15 protein-coding genes are annotated in these 15,186 nt (G+C 27.2%); 6 read left to right on the top strand and 9 right to left on the bottom strand.

Translation table 11 applies throughout. The features are described 5' to 3' along the window. Positions 1 to 103: 103 nt before the first annotated feature. From yqeC to J2Z25_RS04810, 5 genes are all read right to left on the bottom strand, one after another. Positions 104 to 841 carry a selenium cofactor biosynthesis protein YqeC gene (gene yqeC / locus J2Z25_RS04790; RefSeq protein ID WP_209738775.1) on the bottom strand — a complete coding sequence of 246 codons (738 nt, stop codon included), beginning with the start codon at positions 839 to 841 and terminating at the stop codon, positions 104 to 106. 240 nt (positions 842 to 1,081) lie between these two features. Further along, a complete protein-coding gene (gene selD / locus J2Z25_RS04795; protein ID WP_209738777.1) occupies positions 1,082 to 2,140 on the bottom strand; it encodes a selenide, water dikinase SelD in 1,059 nt (352 codons plus the stop codon). Between the two features lie 237 nt (positions 2,141 to 2,377). Then, positions 2,378 to 3,517, bottom strand: coding sequence for a mechanosensitive ion channel family protein (locus J2Z25_RS04800; protein ID WP_008680334.1), 1,140 nt, complete (start codon positions 3,515 to 3,517; stop codon positions 2,378 to 2,380). A 328-nt stretch (positions 3,518 to 3,845) separates the two neighbouring features. Beyond that, a complete protein-coding gene (locus J2Z25_RS04805; protein WP_209738779.1) occupies positions 3,846 to 4,004 on the bottom strand; it encodes a DUF1540 domain-containing protein in 159 nt (52 codons plus the stop codon). Between the two features lie 127 nt (positions 4,005 to 4,131). Then, positions 4,132 to 4,737, bottom strand: a complete 606-nt coding sequence (locus tag J2Z25_RS04810; protein WP_209738781.1) for an FMN-dependent NADH-azoreductase — start codon at positions 4,735 to 4,737, stop codon at positions 4,132 to 4,134. A gap of 208 nt (positions 4,738 to 4,945) precedes the next feature. Between J2Z25_RS04810 and J2Z25_RS04815 the strand changes: the two genes are divergently transcribed. Further along, positions 4,946 to 5,326 (top strand): winged helix-turn-helix transcriptional regulator, encoded by a 381-nt coding sequence (locus tag J2Z25_RS04815; RefSeq protein WP_097034280.1) that lies wholly within the window; start codon positions 4,946 to 4,948, stop codon positions 5,324 to 5,326. 307 nt (positions 5,327 to 5,633) lie between these two features. Here J2Z25_RS04815 and sdaAA read toward each other — a convergent pair whose 3' ends face one another. The 4 genes from sdaAA to J2Z25_RS04835 form a co-directional block, all read right to left on the bottom strand. Continuing rightward, positions 5,634 to 6,515: an L-serine ammonia-lyase, iron-sulfur-dependent, subunit alpha gene (gene sdaAA, locus J2Z25_RS04820; RefSeq protein WP_209738784.1), complete on the bottom strand. Its 882-nt coding sequence runs from the start codon at positions 6,513 to 6,515 to the stop codon at positions 5,634 to 5,636. 1 nt (position 6,516) lies between these two features. Next, positions 6,517 to 7,197 (bottom strand): L-serine ammonia-lyase, iron-sulfur-dependent subunit beta, encoded by a 681-nt coding sequence (gene sdaAB, locus J2Z25_RS04825; protein WP_008680342.1) that lies wholly within the window; start codon positions 7,195 to 7,197, stop codon positions 6,517 to 6,519. Between the two features lie 255 nt (positions 7,198 to 7,452). Next, positions 7,453 to 8,085: a hypothetical protein gene (locus tag J2Z25_RS04830; protein WP_209738786.1), complete on the bottom strand. Its 633-nt coding sequence runs from the start codon at positions 8,083 to 8,085 to the stop codon at positions 7,453 to 7,455. A 148-nt stretch (positions 8,086 to 8,233) separates the two neighbouring features. After that, on the bottom strand, positions 8,234 to 9,889 hold the full coding sequence (locus J2Z25_RS04835) for a nucleoside kinase (protein WP_209738788.1): 1,656 nt from the start codon (positions 9,887 to 9,889) through the stop codon (positions 8,234 to 8,236). A gap of 196 nt (positions 9,890 to 10,085) precedes the next feature. Between J2Z25_RS04835 and J2Z25_RS04840 the strand changes: the two genes are divergently transcribed. The 5 genes from J2Z25_RS04840 to argC all read left to right on the top strand — a co-directional run bounded on the left by J2Z25_RS04840 (position 10,086) and on the right by argC (position 15,138). Then, positions 10,086 to 10,772: a DUF421 domain-containing protein gene (locus J2Z25_RS04840; RefSeq protein ID WP_099345923.1), complete on the top strand. Its 687-nt coding sequence runs from the start codon at positions 10,086 to 10,088 to the stop codon at positions 10,770 to 10,772. Next, positions 10,772 to 11,152, top strand: a complete 381-nt coding sequence (locus J2Z25_RS04845; protein ID WP_209738790.1) for a DUF4363 family protein — start codon at positions 10,772 to 10,774, stop codon at positions 11,150 to 11,152. The genes J2Z25_RS04840 and J2Z25_RS04845 overlap by 1 nt, the downstream gene beginning before the upstream one ends. Positions 11,153 to 11,489: 337 nt before the next feature. Beyond that, the gene (locus tag J2Z25_RS04850; RefSeq protein ID WP_209738792.1) at positions 11,490 to 12,713 is read left to right on the top strand and encodes an argininosuccinate synthase; all 1,224 of its coding nucleotides are present in this window, start codon (positions 11,490 to 11,492) and stop codon (positions 12,711 to 12,713) included. Between the two features lie 2 nt (positions 12,714 to 12,715). Continuing rightward, positions 12,716 to 14,116 carry an argininosuccinate lyase gene (gene argH, locus J2Z25_RS04855; RefSeq protein WP_209738794.1) on the top strand — a complete coding sequence of 467 codons (1,401 nt, stop codon included), beginning with the start codon at positions 12,716 to 12,718 and terminating at the stop codon, positions 14,114 to 14,116. Further along, complete coding sequence (gene argC / locus J2Z25_RS04860) at positions 14,104 to 15,138, top strand: N-acetyl-gamma-glutamyl-phosphate reductase (protein ID WP_099345919.1); 1,035 nt, start codon at positions 14,104 to 14,106, stop codon at positions 15,136 to 15,138. The genes argH and argC overlap by 13 nt, the downstream gene beginning before the upstream one ends. The last annotated feature ends 48 nt before the right edge of the window (positions 15,139 to 15,186 follow it).

The raw sequence follows: 15,186 nt of genomic DNA on the forward strand, positions 1-15,186 counted from the left end.
TTATATTAAAATAAATATATGATTTCAACTTTATCATTTCACTTAAGCTAAATATAATTAATATTTACTATTATCTAAGCTATAAACTATAAACCATTATTAATTAGATAATTTTGTTATAAATTTTATTTTTTAAGCTTCCATATATTATTTTATCTAATAGCTTGTCCTTTTCATTTCTTTTAATAATTTCTTTAATAAGTAACTTTAAATTATTTTCATCGATCTTTTCTATCTTATTTAGAAATAATATTCTTTTCCCCTTAGAGTATTTAAATAAACCATCATTATTAAATATTACTTTTAGAAAATGATTTATATTTATAATTTCTCCTGGAAAACTATTAGTAAGGCTATTAAATTCACATACCCTATGTACATTATCATCATTTATTTCTAACCCTAATGATTCAACAGTCATAACTCCTATAGTTAAATTCGTTTCTTTACAAATTACTGGTTCAGTATCATTCCATCCCTTAATTGGTTTTCTTTTAGAGCCATCAGATTCTAATAATATATATTTAAAATCCTTTGTTAACGTTTTTATAAAATTTTTTTCTATACCTATAAGTTTATTTTCTTTACTTATAGATTTTCCATATGCATATACTCCATTTTTCATATTAACTTTCATAGAATTGTATTCATTTTCACCAATAGCTAAATAATCAACTTCATCTTTTGTTGGGCTAAAAATTTTAGTTGTAGTTGAAACTAAAACCTTATTATCAGTTTTAAGCTCATTGGCTAATAAATACATTAAAGTTGTTTTTCCACCACATCCAACTATAGATATTATAGAGTTATTTTTTATACCTATAATTTCCTTTAAACTCAATTAAATTTATCTCCCATTCTAATTAATTTTTATTTACATAATTTATTCTTCCAATATAATTATATAATAAATAGTATATCTGTTAAATATTTGAACATATTTTTATTAATTTTTAGATTTTATAGAGTTTTATCTATAAATGATGTATAAATATGCCTTAATATTGATAATTTTCAATATATTACTTAAAATTTTTATAATAAAAATAAGTGAAGACTTTAATCTTCACTTATTTTTTATCTATATTACTGTGATTATGTTTTTATTACTTCCCTTTTTAACGACCTTACCTATTATTTCTGCTTTTATTTTACTTCTGCTATTTATATTTTCTAATAACTCATCAGCTTTACTTTCTTCAACTGAAATTAATAATCCTCCTGATGTTTGTGGATCAAAAAGTGCAAGTTTCATTTGTTCAGAAATTTCAGGACTAAAATCTACCCATTCTTCAAAATATTTTTCATTAGAATATGCTCCACTAGGAAGACAATATTCTTTTATTAAATCTATTACTTTATTCATTATAGGTACTTTTTTACTATCTATTTCTATTTCAACTTCACTTCCATTTGCCATTTCATATGCATGTCCAATAAATCCAAAACCTGTAATATCAGTACAAGAATTAACCCCTACTTTTTGCATTTCTTCTGAAGCAATTTTATTAAGAGTTGACATTACATTTGCTGCTTCTTCAAATTCCTCATCTGTAATAAATTCTATCTTTAAAGCTGTAGTTAAAACTCCACACCCAATAGGCTTTGTTAATATAAGAACATCACCCTCTTTAGCTCCTGAATTCATTACTACTTTCTTTGGATCTACTATTCCTGTAACTGAAACTCCATATTTTATTTCTTCATCTGTAATTGTGTGTCCACCAGCTATTGTTGCTCCTGCTTCTCTTATCTTATCAGCCCCACCTTTTAATATCTCTGCTAATATTTCTGGTCCTATAGTGGCTGAAAAACAAGCTAAATTCAATGCAGTTAATGGCTTTCCACCCATTGCATAAACATCACTTAAGGCATTCGTTGCAGCTATTTGTCCAAATGTATATGGATCATTTGCAACTGGAGTAAAAAAATCTACTGTTTGAACTAATGCCAAATCATCTGATATTTTATAAACACCAGCATCATCTGATTTATCAAATCCTACAATTAAATTTGGATCTCTATCTTCTGCTTTGGCTTCTATATGACTTAAAACCTTTGCTAATCCTTCTGGAGTAAACTTACCAGCACATCCACATCTTGTTGATAATTGTGTAAGTTTTTTATTATTTAATTCCATATAAACACCTCTTATATATTCATCTATTTTAATCCATATAATTTACTTAATAATTAAATTATACCACTAAATTTTTATAAAAAAAGTAGACATGTATAAGTTTACTATTCTATCCTATTTATAATGTTTTAGAAACTTACATATGTCTACTTAAGTTATAAAGTTTAAAGAGTATATAATATTCTCTCTATCTTGCTTATTCTAATTTATTTTATTTTACATTTCCTTTGAATTTTCCTATTTTCCTCTTTCTTCTTCAGTTATATTTCTTATTGACTCTAATTCCGTACACTCAGTCTCGCAATTTCCTCCTCTATGCTCAAGTCCATTTCCAAAATTAAAAGTTAAGAACATAAGCTCTACATCTTCTTCTCTAAGTATTCTTAGTATTTCCATATTTATTTCTTCTTTTAACTTTTCATATAGAGTATAATTTAATTCATTTGTATAGAAATAAACAAAAACTCCAAATCCATAAGTAGATAATTCATTAAAACTTACAATAATTAAATCCTTATCTATTTTTTCATGACTTTTTAATAATTCCTCAATCCTATTAACACAATTTTTAATTTTTTCAACCTCAGTATCAAACTTAATAGTAAATTTAAAGTGTATTCTTCTTAACTTTCTTTGTGTCCAGTTTATAATATTTTCGTTTGCAAGCTTTGAATTTGGTACAGTTGCAACGGCCATAGAGAAAGTTCTTATTCTTGTACTTCTAAATGTTATGTCTTCAACTATCCCTTCAACTTGCGATGTTTGTATCCAGTCACCTATTGCAAAGGGCCTATCTAATACTATTATAACTCCACCAAATAAATTAGAAAAAGTATCTTGTGCCATTAGTGCAAAGGCCACACCACTAATTCCAAGCCCAGTTATAAATCCTGTAAAACCAAATTCTCTAGCTATACAGCTTATTCCTATTACTATAATAACTAATCGTATTATTATAGATACAAAAGGAAATACTATTGTGTTTCCACCATCATTTCTATGCATTCTAGTATATAAGAAAGAATTTTCTAGAGTTAAATTATAAAAGAAATAACAAATCACTATAACTATAAATATCTTTTTTAATCTATCACTTGTAACTGCATTAACATTTAACCCATCAAAGTCTATGATTTTTAACGATGCATAAAAAGAAAATAACATTATATATAACTTAATTGGTTTTTCCAACGCTCTTACTAGACTATCATCTGCAAAGGTTTTAGTTCTTTTTACTATCCTAATTATATAATCAAAAATCTTAGTTACTATATATTTATTTATACATAAGGCTAGAATTATAACTATCCCTGCAATGATATATTTACTTATACTTACTTTTAATAATTCTGCAAAAATATCTTCTATTTCTTTCATAGTTCCTCCTAAAAGGATTTCTATAAAATGTTAACTATAAATTTAAATAACATTTTCATTTTTTATATCAAATATTATTTTTACCTATATTCTTTATTTTTATCCATTTTATGAACTTAATACTTCTTGTAGTACTTTATAAAATACATTGCTTTCTTTATCATAATACTTAATATATTTACAATAAGATGCATTACTTAACTAGTTATATTACTAAAAAATATAGTTTTTTCAACAATTTAAAAAGAGAAAGGAATTATCCTTTCTCTTTTTTCTTAGATTTATTTAATATAAATCTGTATATCCAGTCTGTGATTCTAAAAATTTATTATCTTAATTCAAAGGAATCACAATCTATACATTCTACTTGAGTTGGATTTTTTTCATGTGTTCCAACTTGAATCATTGATAATGTACAATATTTTTCATTTGTATTGTTATACTTGCATTGTTCAACTGTACATTTTATGCTTGGGTTCTTATCCATTAAAATCACCACCTTACAAAGTTATTATTAGCTTTATAAGTTATACTATTCATTAAATAAAACAATTTTAAGGTGATGAGTTTAATTTATTTTAGCAATTCTTAAAATTTCTTCTTAAATCTCTAAATTAAAAATTCTTTGCTATTTCTTTTGCTTCAGAAATTTCATCTGTAACAATCTTTTCTACATCAATTCCAATTACATCTAAGTTTTCAGCGGCAACACTCTTAATATCCTTAACACCAAAGAATGTTAAAATAGCTCTTAAATATCTTTCTCCCATTTCAAGTTCCTTAGTTATTGGATTTGAATAATCTCCACCTCTACCTGAAACTATTAAAGCCTTACTTGCTTTACATAATCCTACTGGACCTTGAGCTGTATATTTAAAAGTTATTCCTGTTACACTTACATAGTCAAAGTAAGCTTTAACTATTGCTGGTGTTCCTAAGTTCCACATAGGTGTTGCAATAACGATCTTATCTGTTTCAGCTATTTGATAAGCATATTTTAAAATTGGATGTTTCTTGCTTTCTTCTGTTTTTTCTCCAAATACAGCTTGTAAATCTTCTGGTCTTAAGAAATCAATTCCTTCTTTATATAAATCCAAAACTGTTACTTCATCATTTGGATTATTTTTCTTATATTCTTCTATAAAATTGTCTGATATTCTAAATGTTCTTGATTGCCCTTCTGGTTTAATGTTTGCTTTTATATATAATACTTTATTCATTTTATCCTCCCATTAGTAATTACCATTGGTAATATACTTGTTTTTTGCTATAATATAAATAGTAATTTATATATAATTTTTTTTCAAGTAGACACTTTTTTTATACATAGTATCTAAATTGATACTGCTTCTCAATTTAATAGTATAACTTATATATTTATTATGATTGATTTTTGTTAAATTTATGTTATAGATAAGGAGAAGTTATATGGAGAAATTTTCAATAAACCATAATGATTGTTATATAAACGAATCAAATAATTCTCATGAGATATGTCCAATGATTTTAGTACATAAGTTAATCTCTGGCAAATGGAAAATACTAATACTATGGTATTTATGCAAAGAACCACTTAGATTTAGTGATTTAAAAAGAAAGCTTCCTAATGTTACTCAAAAAATGCTTACAAATCAACTTAGAAGCCTAGAGGAAGATAATTTAATTTATAGAAAAGTTTATCCTGTAGTTCCACCCAAAGTTGAATACGGATTGACTGAAGTTGGAGAAAAAATAATACCTGTACTTCAGGCTATGCATAATTATGGAGAAGAATATCTTGATAAAATGGACGGAGAAATTAAAATATGAAAAAATGAAGGATCGAAAGAATGAAAAAATTGTGAAAATAATTCATGAAAACTAAATTAAAGTGAAATAGTGAAATAATGAAAAGTGAAATAATTATGGGAAAAACCCTTAAAGAATTTTGGAAGTTATATTGTGCTTTGCACAAATTAATTTTCTAGTTTTTCGCAGAAAAACATCCTTACCTTTTCACTATTAACTTTTCACCTCCTAATCTTTTTATTAATAAATATTAGTGTATAAAGATAAATAGAGCATGTGAATAAGCATATAGCTTATGGATCATACTCTATTTATCTTTTCCCTATATTTAATTGTCTCCAAAGACTTTTTTCTTTAACATTAATCCAGCTTTAGTAACTGCTACACCACCTTGAGCAGTTTCTCTTAAGGCAGCTGGTAAACTTCTCCCTACTTTATACATAGCAGATAATGCATCATCAAAAGGTATTTTTGACTCTACACCTGCCATAACTAAATCTGCTGTGCATAAAGCACTTATAGCTCCAGAAGAATTTCTTTTAGCACATGGAATTTCTACTAATCCAGCAACTGGATCGCAAACTAATCCTAATATATTTTTAAATACTATAGCTGCTGCATCTAGTGACATTTTAGGAGTTCCACCCATCATTTCTACAACTGCTGCTGATGCCATTGCTGCTGCTGATCCACATTCAGCTTGACACCCACCTTCTGCACCTGCAAAAGTTGCATTTCTACCAATAATCATTCCAACTGCTGCTGATGCAAATAAGGCTCTCATTAATTCTTCATCATTTTTTCCTAGCTTTTCCCCTGCTGTTAAAATAACAGCAGGTAGAATTCCGCAAGACCCAGCTGTAGGGCATGCAACTATTTTTCCCATTGATGCATTTACTTCTGATGATGATAATGCCATAGCCATTGCTAAAACCATAGTATCCCCTGTTAAAGAGTTTTCTTTTTTTAAATATTGTTGCATTTTATATGCATCTCCACCAATTAAACCACTAACTGAAAATACTTCTTTTTCTCTTGCTTCAGTCGCACCGTTTCTCATTGCATCTAAAGTCTTTTTCATTTTTAGAAATACCTCTTCTCTTGAGATATCTTTATCTTCCATTTCTCTTATAATTGCATATTCACTTAATGAAATTGAATTTTCTTCGCATATATGTACAAGTTCTTCTCCAGATTTTGCTATATCCAAACTATTCACCCTCCTCAACTTTATTAATAAGGATTACCTTTTCTATTCCTTCAACCTTTTTAATTTTCTCTATTAATTCATTTGAAATTTTACTATCAACTTCAAATGTCATAGTTGCATTTTTACCTCTTTGACTTCTACCTAAGTTTAAAAATGCAATGTTGACTTTATTATCATATAAAATATTTGTAACCTTTGCTACGGTTCCCGGTATATCTCTATGAGAAGTTATTATAGTTGCATAGGCACCTGTAAACTTAACTTTATTCCCGTTTATCTCAACTATTTCTATATTTCCGCCACCTACTGAACTGCCTATAACATCACTCTCTTTACCATTTTTACATTTCATTAAGAATCTAACAGTATTAGGATGATAATCACCTAAATCTTCATCCTTAAATGTTATTTTTATTCCCTTTTCCTTTGCAATTTCAAGCGAATCTCTAAGTCTTTCATCTGACGGATCCATCCCCATTATTCCTGCAACTAAAGCTCTATCAGTCCCATGCCCTTTATAGGTTTTTCCAAAAGATCCATGTAATAAAAATGTGACTTCTATAACATCATCACCTGCAATTGCACGAGCAACTTTACCTAATCTTGCTGCTCCTGCAGTATGTGAGGAAGATGGTCCTACCATAATAGGCCCTAATATATCAAAAACACCCATGCCACTCATGCTTATTTCTCCTTTAGTATTAAATTAAATTTTGCTATACATATTATATAGTGGAATTAAGTAAAAATCTATATAAGATACAATAAGATTTAATACTCAAATAAAATATCTAAATAAATTATAGTATATGAAGAAATTTAGTATTTTACTAATTTATATAAAACTTAAATATAAATATCTTACTTTTTAATTAAATAAGTATATTATATGTTTAATATACTTATTTAATCATATAAATTACTAGATTAAAATATATTAACCAAAAAGTTTAACTAAACTTAAATCATATATTTTTATTAAATATGGAGTATCTTTAAAAGAAATGCTATGCTTATTTTCATTTTTCTTAAACTCAATAGTAGTTATACCATCATAATATCTTTTTAATTCAATTTTATCTATTTCATGTCTTTTATACTTTAATGAATTCCTTCTATTTATAATTTCTAATTCATCCTTATCAATATTGAATACAGTATTACTAAATATAGAAATTCTTTTAATATATATTACTCCTATAATATATATCGATAATATTATTATACTAATTCTAATATCTTTTATCATATTTGACATAGGTATAAAAATAATATAATAAGGAAAAATTTCTCTCGTAGCTCTAGTAATAGTATAATCAAATAATATATTTTCCTTATTTAACTCTTTTCTTAAATCTTCAAGCTTATTTCTTTCACTCCATAAAAGAGAACCCAAACTTAATGAATAAATTCTTCCGCTATAAGCCAATATTCCTAAATATCCGTCATCATAAAAAACACTTCTAATATCTGATTTTTTTATTTTTACCCGTCTAAAAAAACTTTTATAAATAAACTCATCATTAGTTAATTGTATAATAACTTTGTTATAGTCATTTTTTAATACCATAAAAACCCCATATAATAATTAAAGAATGAAAAAATTAAGATTGTTTTGCTTTGCAAAATAATCTTAAAATTCTGCGCTGCACTTTATCTTTCAAAATCCTTTAAGGATTTTTTCTTCAATTCTTTCATTTTTTCATTCTTCTTCTTTTCTAGTATTTATAAAATACACTACCACCTATGAATTCTCTTAATATACTATTCATTGGTACATAATCTTTATCTATTTCTTTAAAGAAACCTAAAAATGATTTTAATCTGCTTGCTTCTAAGTAAACTGAACTATCTGGACTAATTTTATCTAATTCTTCTAGTGCATATCTTTTCAATACACATAATTCATATACTAAAGTTGAATTAAACATTACATCAGCTTCTTCTTGGAAAACAAAAATATTTCTTTCTTCTCCTCTTCTAATAGATGGCCACATTTTTAAAGTTTCTTCTGCTCCATAACCCCTTGATAAATAATCCCTAACTATTCTTCTTACTCGTCTTATATCAGTAGTTGCTATTCTGTTATGATTATCTAAATTTAATTGAGTTAGTGCAGATATATATATTTTAAATTTTTGTTTATCTAAAATTGATGATGTAAGAATTGGATTTAATCCATGAATTCCTTCAATTAATAATATCCCATTACTTGGGAGAGTTAGTTTATGCCCAACCCATTCTCTTTCACCTTTTTTAAAATTAAAGCTTGGAATTTCTACTTCTTCTCCTTTTAATAAACCGCTTAAATTAGAATTAAATAATTCCAAGTCTAAAGAATAAACACTTTCAAAATCATATTCTCCATTTTCATCCTTTGGTGTGTGTTCCCTATCTACAAAATAATCATCTAATGAAATGGGAATTGGTACATGACCATTTACCCTAAGCTGAACTGATAATCTATTGGCAAAAGTAGTTTTACCCGAAGAGCTAGGCCCTGCTATTAATACAACTTTAGTTTCTTTTCTTTCATTTATCATATCAGCTATTTGAGCTATCTTCTTTTCGTGAAGAGCTTCTGAAACCATAACCAGATCTCTAAATTCCTTATTCTTAACTTTATCATTTAATGATCCAACTTCGCCAACTCCTAGAATATTAAGCCATCTTTCTGTTTCCATAAAAATTTGAGACAACTTCCTATTTTCCTTAAAATTAGATACAACATTTAAATCATCTTTTTTTGGATATCTTAATACAAATCCAGGATCATAATATATTAAATCAAAAGCCTTAATTACACCTGTTGAATATGCCATTTGCCCATAAAAATAATCATATCTTCCATCTAATTCATATAGATTTACATTTTTAAAAGATACCTGATTTAATAAAGAAACCTTATCATCCATTCCATACTCTTTAAATATTTCAATAGCTTTTTCTATTTTTACTTTTATCTTATTTATAGGTAAGTCCTTTTCAATAATCTCCTTCATTCTTAACTTTATCTTATCTATATCTTCAGCACTTAAAGCTTCTTCCTTATGAAGCTCACCAAATACTCCTTCTCCAATACTATGTTCAATTGTTATAACTGAATTATCAAAAAGGTCTAAAGTAGCCTTTATAAAAATGAATTGTAATGTTCTAGTATAAATTTTATATCCTATTGGACTATCAAACATTATTAGTTCAATTTCCCCATTGCTATCTATATCTTTAAATAATTCATGATACTTTCTATTTAATCTGCATAATGCTACATCAGTTGAATTTATATTTAGTGAAGTGTCTATAAATTCCTTGTAAGTAATACCCTCTTGCACATCATATTCTTTGCCCTGGTATTTTATTTTAAAAACGCTCATATTTACATCCTCCAGCTAAGTTTTGTCAATATTTCCTAAATATCCTTATTTAATATTATATACTGAATATTCAAAAAATCTATAAAAATATCTCTTATACTATTTTCTTTATTTATTCTAATTTAATACTCCCTTTGACTAATATAAGAATAAATTTATCCATCTATACAAATAATATCTCATACGAGGTGGTTTTATGTTTATTGTACTAATAAGAACAATTTTTCTTTATGCTTTAGTTATATTTGTAATTAGATTAATGGGAAAAAGACAAATTGGAGAATTACAACCTTATGAATTTGTAATTACTATAATGATTTCAGATTTAGCTGCATTACCAATGCAAGATACAAGATTACCGTTAATATTAGGTGTCATACCTATTCTAACTTTATTATTTATTAAAACAGTACTATCATTAATTCAACTAAAAAGTCAAAAGGCAAGAAAAATTTTAGAAGGTGAACCTTGTATATTAATAAATAGAGGAAAAATAAATTTTAAAACTCTAAAAAGACAGCAAATTAATTTAGATGAGCTTATGGAAGAAATAAGGCTTGCTGGATATTTTGACTTAAGTGAAATTGAATTTGGTATATTAGAAAATAATGGACAAATGTCATTTTTAACTTCTACTAAATCTAGTGATGGAAGCTCAGATTCTCAAAATACTAGTTCATCAAAACCAAGGCTACCTATTATTTATGTTTTAGATGGCAGAATAAATAGAAATGCATTAACTTCTGGTAATAAAACTGATGAATGGGTTCAAAATGAATTAAAGAAACATAAAGTTAATTCAATTAAAGATGTATTAATTGCAATGACAGACACTAAAGGTAAATTTATTTACCAACTTCATAATGATAAGGAGGATAATTAATGAAAAACAGCATTATTTCTGTACTCCTTTTTATAGCTTTAATTACAGGACTATTTTTTCTTGATAATAAATTTGTATCCCTTTGTGACGATATAATGATAAAATGTGAAGAAATAGAAGAGCTTTTAGATGAAAATGAAGAATATTTAGCATATGAAAGTTCAGTGGAACTATTAGGATTGATAAAAGAAAAAGCTGATATTCCTGCAATATATCTAAATCATGTTGATTATGATTCATTAATGAATGAATCATTAAAGTTAACTCTTTATATAAAAGGTGATGATAGAGCTGAATCATTAGCAACTCTTCATGTCGTTAGATATGCTGCTGAACATCTAAAAGATTTGCAAAAACCTAATCTTAGAAATTTATTTTAAATTTAATTTTATTTTGGTTTAATCTTAATTATAAATATTATAAAGCTTATTAGAAATATGGAAAACTTGACCATAGCGAAAATAATTTTGCTATGGTCTTTTTAATTTTAATAAAAACTTTCATGATTTCTTTTATAAAAATGCATAATTAGCTCATAACAACTAATATTATTCAATATTTATACAGAATTTATGAATAAATATTGAAATTTATCCTTGCATAATTATACCAATAACCGTATAATTATAAACATAGTTTTTATGAATCAAATAAATATACTATTGCTCGATATAAATAAATTTTATCTATATCAATAAATAAGGGGGCTTTTAATATATGAAAAAAATCAATAAAGTTGTACTAGCCTATTCAGGAGGATTAGATACTTCAATAATTATTTCTTGGCTTAAAGAAACTTATAACTGCGAAGTTATTGCTGTTGTTGGTAATGTTGGACAAAAAGATGAGCTTGTAGGATTAGAAGAAAAAGCACTTAAAACTGGGGCATCAAAGTGCTATATAGAAGATTTAACTAATGAATTTGTTAATGACTATATCTTCCCTACTATTCAAGCTAATGCTGTTTATGAAGGAAAATATCTTCTTGGTACATCTTTTGCAAGACCAATAATAGGTAAAAGATTAGTTGAAATAGCTTTAGCTGAAGGAGCTGATGCTATTTGTCATGGATGTACTGGTAAAGGAAATGATCAAGTAAGATTTGAGCTTGCTGTTAAAGCTTTTGCACCAGATATGGAAATAATAGCTCCATGGAGAATTTGGAATATCAAATCTAGAGAAGAAGAAATTAAATACGCTTCAGATAAAGAAATACCAATATCAATAAGTTATGAAACTAATTATAGTAAAGATAAAAACTTATGGCATCTAAGTCATGAAGGGCTTGATTTAGAAGATCCAAATAATGAGCCAAACTATGATAAAATTTTAGAGCTTTCAAATACATTAGAAAAATCACCTGACAAGGCAACTTATATAACTTTAAAATTTGAAAAAGGTATTCCAGTTGAATTAAATGGTGAAAAGCTAGATGGAGTCAATTTAATAGAAAAGCTTAATAAGCTAGGTGGAGAAAATGCAATTGGAATAATTGATATGATTGAAAATAGATTAGTTGGAATGAAATCTAGAGGAGTCTATGAAACTCCTGCTGGGACTATTCTTTATAAAGCTCATAAAGATTTAGAAGAACTTTGTCTTGATAAAGAAACCTCTCACTATAAAGAAATAATAGCTTTAAAATTTGCAGAAATTGTATATAATGGCCAATGGTTCACTCCCCTTAGAGAAGCCTTATCATCATTTATAGAAAAAACTCAAGAAACTGTTACTGGTGAAGTAAAACTTAAATTATATAAAGGTAATATTGTAAATGCTGGAATGACTTCTCCTTATTCTTTATACAGCCAGGAATATGCAACCTTTGGAGAAGATGCTGTATATGATCAAAAGGATTCTGCTGGATTTATAAATTTATTTGGCTTGCCTATAACAGTTAAAGCAAAAATGAATGAAGCATTAAAGAAAGCTGGTAAATAAATATGAAACTTTGGGGCGGACGATTTGAAAATGGAGTTAATTCATTAGTTAATGATTTTAACTCATCAATACGAGTAGATTCAAGAATGTATAAAGAAGATATTTTAGGTAGCTTAGCTCATGTAAAAATGTTAGGACAGCAAAATATAATTCCTAAAGAAGATAGTATAAAAATAGTTTCTGGCCTAGAAACAATATTAAAAAGAATAGAAAATGGAGTTATAAAAATAGATGAATCTTCTGAAGATATTCATAGCTTTATAGAAGGAACTTTAACATACTATATTGGTGATGAAGGGAAAAAACTTCATACTGGAAGAAGCCGAAATGACCAGGTAACTCTTGATACAAAGCTATATTTAAAAAGTGTGTTAAAAGATTTAGGAAATGATATTGTATCTCTTCAAGAAGTTATATACAAAAAAGCTAATGATAATATAAATACCATAATGCCAGGCTATACTCATATGCAAAAGGCACAACCTATAACCTTTGCTCATCATTTATTAGCTTATTCTGAAATGTTTAAAAGAGATTTAGGTAGAATATTTGATTGCTATAAAAGATTGGATCAAATGCCTCTAGGGAGTGGTGCTCTTGCTACTTCAACTTATAAACTTGATAGGCATATGATAGCAAAAGACTTGGGGTTTGCTTCTCTTACTTCAAATAGCTTAGATTCAGTTTCAGATAGAGATTATGCAATAGAAGCGCTATCAACCTTATCTATGATAATGATGCATTTATCAAGATTTTCTGAAGAAATAATTCTTTGGGCAACAAATGAATTTAGCTTTATAGAATTATCTGATGGATATAGCACTGGTAGCAGCATAATGCCTCAAAAGAAAAATCCTGATGTTGCAGAATTAGTTAGAGGTAAAACAGGAAGAGTTTATGGCGATTTAATAACACTTCTTACAGTTATGAAGGGACTTCCCCTTGCTTATAACAAAGATATGCAAGAAGATAAAGAAGCATTATTTGATGCTTTAGATACAACAAGTATCTCACTAAAAACCTTCACTGGAATGTTAGATACTATGAAAATAAATAAAGATACCATGAAAAAAGGAGCTTCTCATGGATTTACAAATGCTACCGATGTTGCTGATTATCTAGTAAAAAAAGGATTGGCTTTTAGATCCGCTCATGAAATAGTTGGTGAAATAGTTCTTTATTGCATAAAGAAAAATATTGCTATAGACGATCTTTCATTAGATGAATTTAATAGCTTTTCGCCTATTTTTGAAGAAGATATATATTCTACAATAGATTTAGTAAATTGTGTTGAAGAAAGAAAAGTATTTGGTGGTCCAAGTTCCTCTTCAGTAAAAATTCAATTAGATTTGCTTTTAGAATCAATAAAAAATACTAAGGAGGATTTAAAATGCTTAAAGTAGGAATAATTGGGGCAACTGGATATGTTGGAGCTGAATTACTTAGACTTTTATTAAATCATCCTAAGGTTACTATTGAATCTATAAGTTCAGTTTCTTATGAAGGTGAAGAAATATCTTCTATATATAAAAACCTATATGGCGTAACAAATTTAATTTGTGAAAACCAAAATGAAGTTATAAATAAATGCGATGTTATATTTGCTGCACTTCCTCATGGTCTTAGTGAGGAAATTGCAGATTTAGTTTATAAGCAAGGTAAAGTTCTTATAGACCTTGGAGCAGACTTTAGATTAAACAGTGCAGAAGATTATAAAGATTGGTATGGAAAGGATTTTTTATACCAATATCTTCACAAAAAAAGTATTTATGCCCTTCCTGAGCATAATAGAGAAAAAATTAAAGAGCATAAAATAATAGCTAATCCTGGCTGCTACCCTACTTCAATTGAACTTGGCCTAATGCCACTACTAAAAAAGTCATTAATTAAATTAGATAATATAATATGCGATTCAAAATCAGGGGCAACAGGTGCTGGCAGAGGTCTTACACTAAAATCCCACTATCCAGAATTAAACGAAAACTTCTCTGCATATGGAATAGGAGCTCATAGACATACTCCAGAAATAGAACAATGTCTATCAGATATAGCTAAAGATACTGTAAATGTTACCTTTACCCCTCACCTAATTCCAATAAATAGAGGAATTTTATCTACTATATACTGTTATCCAAAAGAAAAAATAAATATTGAAGATATTCATAATTTATACTCTACCTTTTATAAAGAAGAACCTTTTATAAATATACTTTCACTTGGCGATACAGCATCTATAAAAGATGTTAAATACACAAACAACTGCAATATTTCACTACATTTAAACCATAGAGGTGATGGATTAATAATAGTCAGTACAATAGACAACATGATAAAAGGAGCTGCTGGACAAGCAATACAAAACATGAATATAGTTATGGGATTTGAAGAAACAGAAGGGCTTAGATTAATTGCTACAAACAATTAATTTTAAAGTGAAAAAGTGAAAGAGTTAAAAGTGAAAAAGTTTTAGGAA

Origin of the sequence: Clostridium tertium, from assembly GCF_017873245.1 — a bacterium.
Classification (GTDB): domain Bacteria; phylum Bacillota; class Clostridia; order Clostridiales; family Clostridiaceae; genus Clostridium; species Clostridium tertium.